This is a genomic window from Thiohalomonas denitrificans, from assembly GCF_900102855.1.
GTDB classification, from domain to species: Bacteria; Pseudomonadota; Gammaproteobacteria; order Thiohalomonadales; family Thiohalomonadaceae; genus Thiohalomonas; species Thiohalomonas denitrificans.
The window spans coordinates 393,806-407,956 of record NZ_FMWD01000003.1; the positions used below are offsets into that span (position 1 = coordinate 393,806).

The window sequence follows — 14,151 nt, forward strand, 5'->3', positions numbered from 1 at the left end:
ATCGTCCACTGCATTCCCTTGCCTGGCAGCTGGCGGCTCTCCACCGCGTGTTCATGATGAAGCTGTTTTAAAAGGTAGCTGCAATAATTGGCTTTGCAACAGCCGGTTACAGCAGCAGGACGGTAACCACGATAAGGGCGACGACAAATGCGAGGGTCCAGGTTGTGCTCCGATGGGTCACCATCCAGAACTGAAGACTGCGCTCTTTGGCACTCTCGTCGAAGGGGCCGTAACGGCCGAAATCCCCCCGGGCGGGATGAAACAGATTGTCCGGGCGCTCCTCGTCCAGCGGCCAATCGGTCATCTGTCCACTGTAGGCCTTGTCTGCCAGATAGCGGTCCAGATACCCGGACAGGAGCCGACTTCCGATGATGGTCTTGAGTGTGGGTCCCCCAACCCATAACTCCCGACGCTGATGGTAAGCGGCAAAAACAATCCCGCGCGCTGCCAGTTCCGGCTGGAAGATCGGTGGTAATGGCTGGGGGTGCCGGTCGATGTGGGTCCGTGACCACTGGAACTGGGGAGTGTTGAAGGCCGCTAGCTGGACCATGGTGATGTGGACAGGAGAATGGTCATGGATCAATTCACTGCGCAGCGAATCGGTAAAACCCCGGATGGCGAACTTTGCACCGCAGTAGGCGGATTGCAGCGGAATGGACCGATAGGAGAGTGCCGAGCCAACTTGCACGATGGTGCCCCGGCCGTGGCGCTTCATCCTCCGCAGTGCGGATAGCGTGCCATGCACGGTGCCCAGATAGGTCACTTCGGTCACGCGGCGTATCTCTTCGGGCGTCAGGTCGTCGATGGCCGAGAACACCGTTACCATCGCCGAGTTGACCCAGATTTTGATCTGCCCCAGCTCCCCCTCGACCCGTTGCGCGGCACTCTCCACCTGTTCCGGATCGGAGACATCCGCAGGAATGACCAGGGCTGAACCACCGGCGTGAACTACTTCGTGTCGAGCACCTTCGAGGCCTTCGATACCCCGTGCCAACAGTGCGACGCGGCAGCCGCGGCGACCGAACTCGATGGCGGCCGCCCGACCTATTCCGGCGGAGGCGCCGGTGACTACAACGACATCGGAACGCGCCATTCACCTATCCCTGTGCAAACTGGAATCCGAAGCCGAACAGTATCCCGGGAACGGGCCGTGATCGACATTCTGTAGCAGCGGAATCCATGTTTTTCCGGTTTCCGGTTTCCGGTTTCCGGTTTCCGGTTACCGGAAGAGTAGCAACTCGAGCGGCCCTGCCGAGTTCCTATTGCTGATCCTATTCCTGTTTCCGTTTCTCGAACTCCGTCGGGTAGGGGCGTATGGATCGCACCTTGAGATGCAGCGCCGCCTTCGCCAACAGGTGTGCACTGACCGGAGCGGTCATGAACAGGAACAGGGCCACCAGCAGTTCGTGTAGGCTGAGCTGCCCGGTCTGGACAGAAAAGTAAATCATCGAGGCGATCAGCATCCCGCCGATCCCGAGTGTCGTGGCCTTCGTCGGACCGTGCAGGCGGGTGAAGAAGTCGGGCAAGCGTGCGAGGCCGATCGAACCGATCAGCGCAAAGCCGGCACCGATCAACAGGAACAGGGAAACCAGAATCTCGATGAACATGGGATTACCTATTCAATGATGTCGCCGCGTAACAGGTACTTGCAAAATGCAGCGGTACCGATAAAGCCCATCATGGCCAGGACCAGTGCCGCTTCGAAGTAGACATTGCTGTCGAAGTAAATACCCCCCAGGACCAGCAGCGCGATGGTGTTGATGAACAGCGTGTCCAGCGCGAGGATGCGATCCGGCGTATCAGGCCCACGCAACAGACGCCACAGACTCAGCAGCATGGCCAGGCTCATCATGGCAAAGGCGATGAAGATTGCGGTCTGCAGGATCATTTGAAGATCTCCTTCAGCGGCGCCTCGTAACGTGTGCGAATTTGACGGCAGAGGGCATCCCGATCGGATACGTCGAGGCTGTGGATGAGCAGGGTTCGTCGGTCGATGCTGAGATCGGCGGACACCGTACCCGGAGTCAACGATACCGTGCTCGCCAGCACGGTAATGGCAAACTCATCGGTCAGTTCCAGCTCATACTCGATGAATGCAGGGCGCAGGTGTTCGCGGGGACCAAGCACCAGGCGTGCCACCTGAAGGTTCGCCGTGATGATATCTTTTGCCAGAGATAGCAGATAGCGCGCCAGTAAAAGAGGTCGTTGCAAGTGCGGACGCTCGGGCCAGTACTCGCTCGTGAAGTGGGGGATGAGAAGCCCGAACAGCGCACCCAGAAGCAGTTGCCCGAAACCGAAATCATTTACCAGCAATAGCCAGACAAGCGTCAGGGTCAGACTCATCAGCGGGTGCGGCAGCCAGCGATTCATGGCGATGCCTCCTGCGGAATCGAGGCGGTAGGGGCAAGCCCGAGAACGGCTTCCACATAGGCTGTTCCATTGAGTACCTGCAGGGCGGTCGCCTCGGCAAATCCCGAAACGGCACCGCCGAAGGCTACGAGCAACGGGCTGGTGCCGATCAGCAGTGCGGCCGGAAGAATGCGCAGGGTCCCCCGGTTGGTGCCGATGGTGTCGCCATGCCAGAACAGGGTTGAGCCGGCGCGTGTCAATCCCACCAGCACGAACAGGCTTGAGCCGAGAATGGTTGCCCACACCCAGACTGCCCAGGGGGAAGTCTGCGCAGCGGTCAGGATCAGCAGCTTGCCTATGAGACCGCTGAGTGGCGGCATGCCGGCAATGGCGATCGCGCCCAAAAGAAACAGGACACCGATTACGGCGCTGTCGGGCGGGCGCGGGCCCAACACGATCCGGCTTCCGCGGGGGCGTCCCCGGGCGATCACATCGGCAAGCAGGAAGAGGCCGCCAGTCACCAGGGTGGTGTGGATCAGGTAGTAGAGGGAGCCGGTCAGACCGGTCTCGGTACCGAGACCGATACCCACAAGCAGCATGCCGACCGAGACGATGATCAGATAGCCCACCATCTCCCGCAGATCGCGGCTGGTGGCCACCCCGACGGTGCCAATCACCAGGGTCAGCAGGGATGCCGGAAGCAGCCACGGACCGGCCACATCAGCCAGTGGACCATCGCCGTAGCCGAAGACCAGTTCGAACACCCGTACGATCGCGTAGATCCCGACTTTGGTCATGATGGCGAACAGAGCGGCCACCGGCGCGCTGGCGTTGCCGTAGGCATGGGGCAGCCAGAAATGCAGCGGCAATACCGCGGCCTTGAGCCCGAAAACCACCAGCAGCAGCAGGGCGCCGGCGCCTGCGAGTGGTACATCGGCGGCATCAAGTGTGGCGAGTCGCTCCGCCAGGTGTGCCATGTTCAGCGTTCCGGTAACCCCGTAGATCAGTCCCAGGGCGATGAGGAACAGCGAAGAGCCCACCAGATTGATTACGACATAGTGCAGGCCCGCACGGGTGCGTGCCGCCCCGCCGCCGTGCAGCAGCAACCCGTAGGAAGCCAGTAGCAGGATCTCGAAGAAGACGAAAAGGTTGAACAGGTCACCGGTAAGAAAGGCGCCGTTCAGACCCAACAGCTGGAACATGAACAAAGCGTGAAAACCGGGGGCCGTGCGGTCGGTCCCGAGCATGCCGTAGGCCAGGGCTCCGACCGCCAAAATGGCCGTCAGCAACAGCATCAGTGCTGCCAGCCGATCCAGCACCAGCACAATACCGAACGGGGCCGGCCAGTTGCCCACCAGATAGGCTTCGACGCTGCCGTCACCGCTATGCAGGAGCAGGCGCACTGCCACGATCAGCATCAGCATGGTAGCGCCTGTGCTGATGGCCCGGTGCCAGTGCAGTTTTCGTGAGGCGCCTACCAGCAGCAGCGCTCCGGCCAGCAGCGGTACGACGATGGGTAGAATCAGCATCTCACTCACTGTTTCTCTCCACGGCGCGGGCCGTCCACCCGGTCGGTGCCCAGTTCGCCGCGGGCGCGCAGGGCGAGTACCAGCACGAAAGCGGTCATGGCGAAGCCGATGACGATGGCGGTAAGCACCAGGGCTTGGGGCAGGGGATCGGTGTACGGGCCGCCTTCGGTGATCAGAGGCGGTCGGTTGGTCACCAGCCGACCCGACATGAACAGGAAAAGATTCGTTGCATAGGAGATCAATACGATGCCGAGGACCACCGAAAAGCTGCGCGCGCGCAGCACCAGGTAGACGCCGCAGGTGACCAGCAGGCCGATAACCGAAGCCAGCAGGATTTCCATCAGCGCAGTTCCTCCGGTTCGGTAGGCGGTTGTGCCGACTGTTGTGTGCTAAGGCGCCCCAGGTTTTCCAGAATCAGGATCACCGTTCCCACTACGGTGAGGAATACGCCGATGTCGAAGCCCATGGCACTCGCCAGCTCCACCTCCCCGATGAGGGGCAGCTCCAGATGCAATACCGCCGAGGTGAGGAACGGCCGTCCGAAGAGGAGCGCTGCGAGTCCGGTAGCCGAGGCCAACAGCACGCCGCCGCCGATAAGGGTGAAGTAGCTGCGCTTCATTCGTTGCTGGGTCCAGTGCAGGCCGCTGGCCAGGTGCTGCAGGATCAGGGCGGTGCCGGCTACCAGTCCGGCGATAAAGCCCCCGCCGGGGGCATTGTGTCCGCGCAGCAGAAGGAATAGCGAAACGAGGAGGGCAAGCGGAAGCAAGGGGCGGGAGACAGCCGCCATGATCAGCGGATGGACATCGGCCGCCCACTGTCGCTTGCCGAAACCGGGTTCGGGCAGCGGAAGGCGCAGACCGCGAAGCAGCATGAAGATCCCGGCGGCGGCGATGGCGAGCACAGTGATTTCACCGAGCGTATCGAAGCCGCGGAAATCGACCAGGATGACGTTAACCACATTACTGCCACCGCCGAGTGGCTTGGCATTCTCCAGGAAGAAATCGGAAATGGGAGCATGCGGGCGGGTCATTACACCAAAAGCGAGCAGCGCAATAAGCAACCCGCTGGAGCCGGCCAACAGCAGATCCCGCACCCGACGTAGCGGCGAGATCTCCATGCGTTCTCCTCCCGGAAGGAAATAGAGCACGAGCAGGAGCAGGATAGTGGTCACCACCTCGACCGAGAGTTGGGTCAGCGCCAGGTCCGGGGCCGAGAAATGGACGAAGGTCAGCGTGACGATAAGCCCGACCAGGCTGGTCATGATAAGCGCAGTGATTCGTTGGTGGCGCATTCTCACGGTCGCGATGGCTGCAACGGCCAGAATCAGAGCGGCAGCGACGCTGACTCCGTCTATCGGCATGAGATCGACGCCACCGTGGAGGACGATGCCGCTGGTCAGTGGTACCACCCCCAGGATCGCGGCAACCGCGATTAACCAGGCTAGATAGCGCTGTAGTGATCCGTTGTCGAAGCTCCGCATGAAGCGGCGGGCTGTCCGCAGTAGTTTCCTTGAGAACCGGTAGAAGAGTTCTTCACTGCTGACGCGTGGCAACCAGCGATCGTGGATTCTGAAAAGCTGGTGGCGCAGGGCATAGACTGTGGTTCCTCCGGCAAGGGCTACCAGGCTCATCAACATCGGCAGGGACCACCCGTGCCACAGCGCCAGGCTATAGTAGGGCACCTCACCGAGGACACCCGTAACTGCCGCATCGAGCAGCCCCCGTACCATCTGTTCAGGCATTACCCCCACCAAAATGCAAAGTGCCACCAGCACCTCTACCGGTATGCGGATCCTGTGCCCCGGTTCGCGCGGGGAGCGTGGCAGATCGATGGGTTCTCCGTTGAAGAAGACATCGTGGATAAAGCGCACCGAGTAGGCCACCGAGAAGACCCCGGCCAACGTGGCGGCTGTGGGTAGAAGCCAGTCCAGTGCCCCCAGCCACTCGTGGTGCACGGTTTCGGCAAAAAACATCTCCTTGCTGAGAAAGCCATTGAGCAGGGGAACCCCCGCCATCGCCGCTGCGGCAACCATCGCAAGCGTGGCGGTGTAAGGCATGTACTTCCAGAGGCCGTTGATGCGCCGCATGTCGCGGGTGCCGGTCTCGTGATCTATGATACCCGCCGCCATGAACAGGGATGCCTTGAAAATGGCGTGATTGACCAGATGGAAAAGTCCGGCCACTGCCCCCAGGGGCGTACCCAGGCCAAATAGCAGCGTGATGAGGCCCAGGTGACTGATTGTGGAATAGGCCAGGAGCCCTTTCAGGTCGTGCTTGAAAAGGGCGGTATAGGCCCCGAACAGCAGTGTGGCCAAGCCTATGCCGCCGACCATATAGAACCACGCCTCGGTTTCTGCAAGCACGGGAAAGAGGCGGGCCAGCAGGAATACTCCGGCCTTTACCATCGTGGCCGAGTGCAGATAGGCGGATACCGGGGTTGGCGCTGCCATGGCTTTGGGAAGCCAGAAATGCAGTGGCCACTGGGCCGATTTGGTGAATGCCCCCAGCAGGATGAGCAGGAGAGTCGGAAGATAGAGGTCGTGTCCCCGCACCCGATCGCCGGAGGCCAGGACCGTCGACAATTCGAAGCTACCGGCAATATGTCCCAGCAGCAGCAGACCGGCCATCAGCGCCAGGCCGCCTCCGGCTGTCACGATGAGCGAGGTCTTGGCCCCCTTGCGGGCTTCTGATGAGTGCGGATGGTAGGCGATGAGCAGGAATGAACTCAGGCTGGTCAGTTCCCAGAAAATGAGCAGCAGCAACAGATTGTCGGACAGGACAATCCCCAGCATTGCGGTCTGGAACAGCAGTAGCAGGGCATAAAAGCGCCCCAGACGGTCAGATTTCGGCAGGTAATAATGGGCGTAGAGGATTACCAGCAAGCCGATGGCCAGCACCAGAATCACGAACAGCAGGGCAAGCCCGTCCAGTCGCAAGGAAAGGTTCAACCCCAGTTGAGGTATCCAGGACCAGCTGACGTGGGCTTCGGAGCCCCGGGTGAGCGGCAGTGCCTGCCACAGCGTCAGCGCAAGGGCCAACCCGCTCGCGCTCCCCGCCGACCATGCCGCGACACCGCGTCCCCGCTGTGCCGCCAGAGGAGATAGAGCCGCACCGAGCAGCGGGAGCAGGATAATCCAAACGAGAAACATCGGTAGTGCAGATTTCCAACCAAAGGCCCTGGAGGGCGTGAACTGAAAAAGAAATCAGCCAATTGAGGCGCGGGAGTCGGGCGTGAAGTTTTTCCGTACCCGACAACATGTCGGCCCCTGGAAACCCGCGTCGGTGGCCCAATAGCCGGTCCCGAGGCCGAAAAAGAGCCTCCGGCTTTCCTGTTTTTTCTTGATCATCGAGGTCCGACAGGTTGAATGCAGTATAGAAGTGGTTCCCCTGCATCTCTACACCATGCGGCGCACGCCACCGCGCTGGCCCACTCTCGAATCACTAACGTGAATCGTATCTCAAATGACAAAAGGCCGGAAGTGGCCGGCCCTTCGCTTTAGCGGCTAACGGTTTTCGGACCAGGCCGATCGCGGCTTGAGCAGGCGGGATCCGCCGAACTCCTCTTGATCACTCGAGGCGCATAGCCTGGCCGCACAAGGAGGAATCGAAAAGTCCGGCGAATCCGTTATTCAGCGGTCGATCGAGCCTGCCCGGAGACGACTAATGGGCAGAATCAACCATGCCCATCACCTTTTCCCGCAACTTCGGGTTCTGGTCAAGCTGAGTAGCGACGTTGTTGTATTCCTCCACACTCATGCCACTCTGCTGAACGGCTTCGACCATCTGCTCCTGAACTTGCTGTTGCATTGCCCGAGCCTCTTCGTCGGACTCGACGCCCTCGAGCTGACTGGCAAAGTCCTGTTGCAGATTCATCACTTTCCCGAAGGCGTCGGCGAACGTATCGAGCGTGGCGTCATCGGGCATTTCGGCCGCTTGCCCGGTCGGGGGCGGGGCATCGGGCGCCTGTTGCGCCAGTGTGGGGAACGCGACGGTGAACAGGGCGGCGGCGGATACAGCCATGAACCATTTCATTGCTTTTGGCTTATGCATTCAGAATCTCCATGTGTCAATGAGTACGCCGGAAAGGGTTGCAAAGTGCGTGCCGGATGAATTGCCGCGTCCGGTGCCGGTTCAGACCGGAGGAACGGAATTAATATGTGCCGATACGACACATGTCGCGCGAGGAGTCAATCATGACGGTCACCCGTCCTCTTCGAGATAACGATAGAGAGTGCGGCGACCGATGCCCAGCTGGTGGGCGGCACGACGCTTGTTGCCTCCGAGCCGATCGAGGACATGTCGGACGTAATGCCGCTCCACCTCGCGCAGGGAAGCCAGCGACTCATTCCCAAGGCCGGGGATGGCGCCGGCATCGTCAGGGGCACGGTCGGCATTGCGATGCCCGATGCGCTCGGGCAGGTCCCCCACATCGATCTCCCCCTTGCTGCAGAAGGCGACCGCGCGTTCTATGGCATTGGAGAGCTCCCGTACATTGCCCGGGAACGGGTGAGCACGAAGGCGGGTCATGGCAGCCGAGCTGATTGTATCGACAGGAGGATTCGAATCAGCTCCAAAACGGGAGATGAAATGGGCTGTGAGCAGATCGATATCGTCTTCCCTATCCCGCAGGGGAGGCACCTCCAGCGCAAAGGTCTCGAGGCGATAGAAGAGATCGGCGCGGAAGCGTCCTTCCGCGATCTCTGTTTCCAGGTCGCGGTTGGTGGCTGCAATCACCCGTACATCAAGGCGGGTCTCACGGTCGACGCCGACGGGCCGGAGCCGTCCGTCCTCGAGAATGCGCAGTAGCTTGGACTGCATCATCGCCGGCATCTCGCCGATCTCGTCCAGCAATATCGAACCGCCCTCTGCCTCGGCGAATAGTCCCTTGCGTGCCTTCTGGGCGCCGGTAAATGCCCCGGCGGCATGTCCGAACAGTTCACTCTCCAACAGGTCGGCGGGTATGCCGGCACAATTGACCGCCACGAAGGGCCGGTGTCGGCGTTCGCTCTCTTCGTGAAGTGCACGGGCCACCAGCTCCTTGCCCACCCCGCTTTCCCCGAACAGCAGCGCGGGGCCAGAGGCGTGGGCAATGCGGCGGATCTTTTCGAACAGCTTCCGCATCGGCCTGCTCCGGCCGATCAGACCATGGAAATCACCCTTTTCGAGCACACTTTGGTAGTGTTCAATCTGCCGCCGCAATTCGCGCCGCTCTAGCGTCCGCTCCACGCAGAGTCGAAGGTGATCCAGCTTGAGCGGCTTGGTGAGGAAATCATCGGCGCCGCGCTTGAGGGCAGCCACTGCCTGCTCCACCGTCCCGAAGGCGGTGATGATGATGAATCCGGGCGCGACCGGGCGGTCACGTACCCGGTCAAGCAGTGCCATCCCGTCTTCCCCCGGTAGACGCAGATCGCTGATCACCAGGTCGGGTGAAAGTTCGTCAATGCGCCGCAGGGCGGTCGGAACATCGGCGGCTTCGGTGAGCCGATAGCCCGCCTCTTCTAGTTCCTCGCGAATCAGTTCGCGCAGGGCGGCATCGTCTTCGACGACCAGAACCGATGCTTTCTCCGGATTCATTGAGCGGCCTCCTTATCGGTGAGGGGGAGAATCAGGCGCAGCCGGGCGCCTCCCGATGCACTCTCTTCGACATTGATGCGGCCGCCGTGGTCGCGGGCGGCCGCATGCGCCACGGCCAGACCCAATCCTGTCCCTTCCCCCACTCGTTTGGTGGTGAAAAACGGCTCGAAGATCTGGGCATGCAACTCCGGGGGGATCCCCGGTCCGTCATCGTCGACCACGTAATGAACGGCGTCGGTATATCGTTCCAGGCCGACCCGGACGGTTGTGCGGGCAACTTGTTGCGCGTTGTTGATGAGATTGCCAAGGGCCTGTTGCAGCCGGATGGAGTCGACCGCAATCTCAGGCACCTCGGGAGGCTTGTCGAAGACGATACGGATTCCGCGTTCCGCTGCCTCGGAAGCGGCCTGCCTCAGGGCCGTCTGCAGGGGTTTGTCGGCGGGCATCCGACGGCGGTGCAGAGGGTTGGAACGGCCGAAGTCGAGTAACTGACGGATGATTCGCTCCATGCGGCCCGCTTCCCCCCGGATGGTGTGCATTGCCGCGGCTACAGGTTGCGAAAGGTCGTCTTTGCGCAGCAGCCGTTGCGCCTTGCCATCGATGGTACTCAGGGGGCTGCCCAGTTCATGGGCAACACCTGCGGCAAGCTGCCCGACTGCGGCCATTTTTTCCGACTGGTGCAGGCGTTCTTCCAGTTCGGCCTCGCGCTGCTGCTGTTCGGAGAGCTCTTTGCGGGAGAGGAGAATGGCACTGGCCATCCGATTGACTGCAGCCGCGAGCATTCGGAGTTCCCGTGGACCGCGCAGCGGTAGCCGGTGGTTCAAATCACCGTTGCGGATACGGCCCAAACCGTCTTCGATGGCGGAAAGGTGGCGGCCCACCGTCCAGCGGTGCCCGAAGAAAATGATCAGCACCAGAGAGAAGCCGGAGAGGGCCACCACGGTGAGTGTATGGGTGCGAACAGACTGGATGTAGCTGTCAAAGTCGCTACCGTGGCGGGTGACCTGCAGTAATCCGGCGATGCGTCCGCCGCTGTCGGGCAGCGGCACAAAATAGGAAAAAACCTCTTCACTTCCCGCTTGTCGGAACTCGCCCTGGGTCTCCCCGCGACTGGCAATTCGGGCGGCCCGGTCGGTGCCGATCGGGGCATCCCGGGTTCCGCTCCTGGCGAGCGGATGACCATCGCGATCGTACACGTAGACGCCAAAGACCCTATCGATGCTGAAGGCCGAATCCAGGGCGCGCTGGACGGTGCGCTCATATCCCCGTTCCAGAGCATGGCTGAGCGGGAGACGGATAGCGCGGGCTACCAGTTCAATGTCCTCCTGCATGCGCGATTCTGTGCGTTCCTCGAGGTAGTCGACGCTGTACCAGGCGGTCATCGCCGTTGCGGTAAGGAAGGGGAGTAGTACGGCCCCGACCAGCGCGGCACGCAGTGATACGATGCCGGAGCGGGGCATCGGAATAATGGTCTTAAATTGGCGCATGGGTCATATTGATACAAGTTTTTTGGTAGTCAATGCAAGCCTGGATCCCGCTTTGAAGGGACGCCGGTCCGCCTTAGCGCTCTGTCGCCTGACTGGTATAACCATTGCACAGGTTCAGACCATGGAAGCGGATGTCCCGTTACCCTGAATAACGCAAACAACGTACCGGAGTGGCTATGCGCCAGCTAATTGGAGCGATTTTGATGGTGATTCTCTCGGGCGGCGTGCAGGCTGCATGCCTGCACGTTACCGAGAACGGCTTCGAGGTGGATGAGCGTGAGGTTGCCTCCTCCGTCTCCTGGCATGCCGTCATCGAAAATGAGTGCGAAGTTCCTTACGATGCCGATCTAACCGTTGTTTTCAACGACGAAGAGGGAGAACATCTCTATGATGTCCAGGACCTGGTAACGGTTGGCCGGGGTGAGGCCGTTGAAGCAGGCAAGAAAATCTACATGCCGAGCCAATATCTTCCCCGCATAGCAGAAGTGGATATCAGCATCGAGGAGCGTGAGCGCCCGTTCTGACCAAGGTACGGATTCACTCGCCTGAAGGTCTCCAGCATTTCACTTCTGAATCCCTGACCCGAGCATTCTTCAATCCCGGTCCTCGAGGGTAGCCACTCCCGGCTGCCGGAAGGGGTTCCCGGACCACCAAGCATGTAACAGTGCACTAGACTTCCGGTGAACCGCATTCGGAAAAGGAGGTCCGGGTGAAGTATCTGACGGGAGCGGTTGTCCTTTTGCTGGTTCAGGTGCTGGTCGGGCTGGGGCTGCTCTATTCCGGCATCATAAGCGTTGCCGCCAGCGAGCCACATTCGTCACTGGTACGTTGGGTCCTGGACACCGGCAAGGAGCGGTCGATTCGCAACCACGCCAAGGGGCTGCGACCTCCCGGTCTGGAGCTGGCGGGGCAGGCAGAGGAGGGATTTCTCGCGTACAACCAGATGTGCGTGATTTGCCATGGTGCACCAGGCGTGGAGCGTTCGGAGCTTGGCAAGGGACTCCGTCCCACCGGACCGGATCTGTCGGAAAGCGTCCGTCACAGGAAACCGGAAGAGCTCTTCTGGACGGTCAAGCACGGGATCAAGTTCACCGGGATGCCGGCCTGGGGCGAGACCCACAGCGATGAGGAGCTGTGGGCGATCGTCGCCTTTATCGATCAGCTACCATCCCTCTCTCCGGATGAGTATCGCCAACTCGTGCGTAATGCCGCAGAAGGGGGAGCGGAACATGGACACGACTCCGTTCAGGAGAGCGCTCCGTGAACCTCTGGGGCAGTGTGACCGCGGCCGTATTCGCTGCCGCGGTAATCCTTTCGGGTCTGGTGGGACGGCGAATTCATTTATGTGCCGGCAAATAACCAACCTGGCGGCGGTCGGGGGGATCGTCGGTGCACTACTGCTTGGCATCGTCGGTTTCACTGTCGCCAGCGGCTGGGCGCCGCTGCCGTATCTGGGCCAGTTCGCAGCGGCAGGGACTTCGCTTGCCGTATTCGCCGCCGCAGGTATCGGGTTTTCGATCGGCGCCCTGATCGGTGCCCTCGTTGCGGTGGTGCGACTGCCGCGGCGCGTGTAGCACCACTGAGGCCTCACCGTTAATCGCCGCGCCCCAAGTACGCCTGAAGCGCATGGATAGCCGACCATGGACGGTTTTATCGAACTGCTGTTTCCCTGGGAGACCTCGCCACTGATTCTGGTGGGAACCGGGGGCGCGGTTCTGATGTACGGCATCGGTTTGGCCAGGGGGGGATCACCCGGACGCTGGCGGGCGATCAGTTTTGTTGCGGGCGTGGCTCTGTTCTACGCAGTGACGCAGACCCACTTTGATTACTATTCCCAATACCTCTTCTTTGCTCATCGCGGCCAGCACCTGGTGCTGCATCACCTGGCCCCTTTTCTGGTTGCGCTGTCGGCACCGGGGCCGGTGCTGGCGGCTGCGCTTCCGGGTTGGCGTATATCCAGCAGTGCGCTTCGGCGCGCCAAACACTCCGTGGCGAAGCTCTATCGAGGTTTCCAGAACCCGTGGCTGGCCGGCATGCTGTTTGTCGGCCTCATTGCATTCTGGCTGATACCGGACATTCATTTCGACGCCATGCTGAGCCGCCGTCTCTACTGGATCATGAACTGGAGCATGGCCCTGGATGGACTGCTGTTCTGGTGGCTGGTCTTTGCCCGCAATCCTGCCGGCGCGACACCCCATCTGACCTTCGGTAGTCGCGTATTGCTGCTGATGTTGATTATTCCGCCGCAAATGCTGATCGGCGCTACTCTCGCGTTTAGCGAACAGTCGCTGTTTGACGTATACGATGTGTGCGGGCGGGCGTTTCCGATTGCGCCCATGGACGATCAGCAGCTGGGCGGACTGATCACCTGGATACCGGCGGTGATGATGAGCATGGCAGGAGTGTTGATTCTTCTGGTCCGGCAGTTGGGCGACTTTTCGGACGAAAGGCCCGGCAAGGACGAGCCCGGGGCACCCTGCCGAATTCGTCACGGGGACCACGGAGAGCACCGGGATCACGGAGTGCAAGGGGGAAAGCGATGGTGAAAGAGGTACCAGGGACGGAGGCTTGCCAGCCGCCGATCCCACAGCGGGGATACGCCCGTTCGGAGTGGCGGTACGGTATTCTTCGGCTGTGTACCGTGTTGCTGATGTTCCTTGGGACCAGCTGCATCAATGAGGCCTGGCAGACCAAGGATATCTCCGGACTGATGCCACCGCTCGAGTTGCAGTTAACGGCTGCCGACGGGGAGGATTTGTCGGAGGCGGACCTGCAAGGACGGGTCGTGCTACTGGTTTTCGGTTATGCGTCCTGCCCCGATATCTGCCCAACCAACCTGGCCCAACTCGCCGCGCTCAAGCGGCACCTGCCCGCGAGCCGGGCCGAAGCGGTACAGATACTCTTCGTGTCGGTCGACCCGCAGCGGGATACCCCGAACCAGCTCGCCGCGTTTACCGACTATTTCGACGCAGATATCATCGGTGCAACCGGAACGCCGGATCGACTGCGGGCGCTGAGCCGCCGCTATCGCACCACCTTCAGTTATGGTGAGGCCGATGCGGACGGCTTTTACGAAGTGATCCACTCGAGCGGTGTCTACGTCTTCGATCCAAACGGCGAGGTGCGCCTCCTGTTTCGACCGAGTGATACGGTCGAGCAGATGGCGGCCGATCTCACCAGGCTGCTGAAGTGATTTGTGCGGACGCGGATGTG

15 protein-coding genes are annotated in these 14,151 nt (G+C 61.0%); 5 read left to right on the top strand and 10 right to left on the bottom strand.

The window, feature by feature from the left end; translation table 11 throughout:
- Window positions 1-106: 106 nt before the first annotated feature.
- The 10 genes from BLP65_RS06465 to BLP65_RS06510 all read right to left on the bottom strand — a co-directional run bounded on the left by BLP65_RS06465 (window position 107) and on the right by BLP65_RS06510 (window position 10,938).
- Entirely contained in the window at window positions 107-1,093 is a 987-nt protein-coding gene (locus tag BLP65_RS06465; protein ID WP_092994197.1) for an SDR family oxidoreductase, read from the bottom strand.
- A gap of 178 nt (window positions 1,094-1,271) precedes the next feature.
- Entirely contained in the window at window positions 1,272-1,607 is a 336-nt protein-coding gene (locus tag BLP65_RS06470) for a Na+/H+ antiporter subunit G (RefSeq protein ID WP_092994200.1), read from the bottom strand.
- Window positions 1,608-1,615: 8 nt separating this feature from the next.
- Window positions 1,616-1,888 (bottom strand): K+/H+ antiporter subunit F, encoded by a 273-nt coding sequence (locus BLP65_RS06475; RefSeq protein WP_399351249.1) that lies wholly within the window; start codon window positions 1,886-1,888, stop codon window positions 1,616-1,618.
- Window positions 1,885-2,370 (bottom strand): Na+/H+ antiporter subunit E, encoded by a 486-nt coding sequence (locus tag BLP65_RS06480; protein ID WP_092994202.1) that lies wholly within the window; start codon window positions 2,368-2,370, stop codon window positions 1,885-1,887. The genes BLP65_RS06475 and BLP65_RS06480 overlap by 4 nt, the downstream gene beginning before the upstream one ends.
- Entirely contained in the window at window positions 2,367-3,887 is a 1,521-nt protein-coding gene (locus tag BLP65_RS06485) for a monovalent cation/H+ antiporter subunit D (RefSeq protein WP_175452471.1), read from the bottom strand. Before BLP65_RS06485 ends, BLP65_RS06480 begins: the two co-directional genes overlap by 4 nt.
- Window positions 3,884-4,219 carry a Na+/H+ antiporter subunit C gene (locus tag BLP65_RS06490; RefSeq protein ID WP_092994205.1) on the bottom strand — a complete coding sequence of 112 codons (336 nt, stop codon included), beginning with the start codon at window positions 4,217-4,219 and terminating at the stop codon, window positions 3,884-3,886. Before BLP65_RS06490 ends, BLP65_RS06485 begins: the two co-directional genes overlap by 4 nt.
- Entirely contained in the window at window positions 4,219-7,026 is a 2,808-nt protein-coding gene (locus BLP65_RS06495; protein WP_092994208.1) for a monovalent cation/H+ antiporter subunit A, read from the bottom strand. The genes BLP65_RS06490 and BLP65_RS06495 overlap by 1 nt, the downstream gene beginning before the upstream one ends.
- Before the next feature lie 511 nt (window positions 7,027-7,537).
- Window positions 7,538-7,927, bottom strand: coding sequence for a DUF4168 domain-containing protein (locus BLP65_RS06500; RefSeq protein ID WP_092994211.1), 390 nt, complete (start codon window positions 7,925-7,927; stop codon window positions 7,538-7,540).
- A 150-nt stretch (window positions 7,928-8,077) separates the two neighbouring features.
- A complete protein-coding gene (locus BLP65_RS06505) occupies window positions 8,078-9,451 on the bottom strand; it encodes a sigma-54-dependent transcriptional regulator (protein WP_092994214.1) in 1,374 nt (457 codons plus the stop codon).
- Window positions 9,448-10,938, bottom strand: coding sequence for an ATP-binding protein (locus BLP65_RS06510; RefSeq protein ID WP_092994217.1), 1,491 nt, complete (start codon window positions 10,936-10,938; stop codon window positions 9,448-9,450). The genes BLP65_RS06505 and BLP65_RS06510 overlap by 4 nt, the downstream gene beginning before the upstream one ends.
- 176 nt (window positions 10,939-11,114) lie before the next feature.
- Between BLP65_RS06510 and BLP65_RS06515 the strand changes: the two genes are divergently transcribed.
- From BLP65_RS06515 to BLP65_RS06535, 5 genes are all read left to right on the top strand, one after another.
- Complete coding sequence (locus BLP65_RS06515) at window positions 11,115-11,462, top strand: hypothetical protein (RefSeq protein WP_092994220.1); 348 nt, start codon at window positions 11,115-11,117, stop codon at window positions 11,460-11,462.
- 185 nt (window positions 11,463-11,647) lie between these two features.
- Entirely contained in the window at window positions 11,648-12,202 is a 555-nt protein-coding gene (locus tag BLP65_RS06520) for a c-type cytochrome (protein WP_092994223.1), read from the top strand.
- Between the two features lie 79 nt (window positions 12,203-12,281).
- The gene (locus BLP65_RS06525) at window positions 12,282-12,512 is read left to right on the top strand and encodes a hypothetical protein (RefSeq protein ID WP_092994226.1); all 231 of its coding nucleotides are present in this window, start codon (window positions 12,282-12,284) and stop codon (window positions 12,510-12,512) included.
- Window positions 12,513-12,578: 66 nt separating this feature from the next.
- The gene (locus BLP65_RS06530) at window positions 12,579-13,484 is read left to right on the top strand and encodes a cytochrome c oxidase assembly protein (protein ID WP_092994229.1); all 906 of its coding nucleotides are present in this window, start codon (window positions 12,579-12,581) and stop codon (window positions 13,482-13,484) included.
- Window positions 13,478-14,131, top strand: coding sequence for an SCO family protein (locus BLP65_RS06535; protein ID WP_245688252.1), 654 nt, complete (start codon window positions 13,478-13,480; stop codon window positions 14,129-14,131). The genes BLP65_RS06530 and BLP65_RS06535 overlap by 7 nt, the downstream gene beginning before the upstream one ends.
- Window positions 14,132-14,151 lie beyond the last annotated feature (20 nt).

Coding starts and splice junctions, on each gene's coding strand:
- BLP65_RS06465 (WP_092994197.1), bottom strand. CDS start 1,093: ATGGCGCGTTCCGATGTCGTTGTAGTCACCGGCGCCTCCGCCGGAATA.
- BLP65_RS06470 (WP_092994200.1), bottom strand. CDS start 1,607: ATGTTCATCGAGATTCTGGTTTCCCTGTTCCTGTTGATCGGTGCCGGC.
- BLP65_RS06475 (WP_399351249.1), bottom strand. CDS start 1,888: ATGATCCTGCAGACCGCAATCTTCATCGCCTTTGCCATGATGAGCCTG.
- BLP65_RS06480 (WP_092994202.1), bottom strand. CDS start 2,370: ATGAATCGCTGGCTGCCGCACCCGCTGATGAGTCTGACCCTGACGCTT.
- BLP65_RS06490 (WP_092994205.1), bottom strand. CDS start 4,219: ATGGAAATCCTGCTGGCTTCGGTTATCGGCCTGCTGGTCACCTGCGGC.
- BLP65_RS06495 (WP_092994208.1), bottom strand. CDS start 7,026: ATGTTTCTCGTTTGGATTATCCTGCTCCCGCTGCTCGGTGCGGCTCTA.
- BLP65_RS06500 (WP_092994211.1), bottom strand. CDS start 7,927: ATGCATAAGCCAAAAGCAATGAAATGGTTCATGGCTGTATCCGCCGCC.
- BLP65_RS06505 (WP_092994214.1), bottom strand. CDS start 9,451: ATGAATCCGGAGAAAGCATCGGTTCTGGTCGTCGAAGACGATGCCGCC.
- BLP65_RS06510 (WP_092994217.1), bottom strand. CDS start 10,938: ATGCGCCAATTTAAGACCATTATTCCGATGCCCCGCTCCGGCATCGTA.
- BLP65_RS06515 (WP_092994220.1), top strand. CDS start 11,115: ATGCGCCAGCTAATTGGAGCGATTTTGATGGTGATTCTCTCGGGCGGC.
- BLP65_RS06525 (WP_092994226.1), top strand. CDS start 12,282: ATGTGCCGGCAAATAACCAACCTGGCGGCGGTCGGGGGGATCGTCGGT.
- BLP65_RS06530 (WP_092994229.1), top strand. CDS start 12,579: ATGGACGGTTTTATCGAACTGCTGTTTCCCTGGGAGACCTCGCCACTG.
- BLP65_RS06535 (WP_245688252.1), top strand. CDS start 13,478: ATGGTGAAAGAGGTACCAGGGACGGAGGCTTGCCAGCCGCCGATCCCA.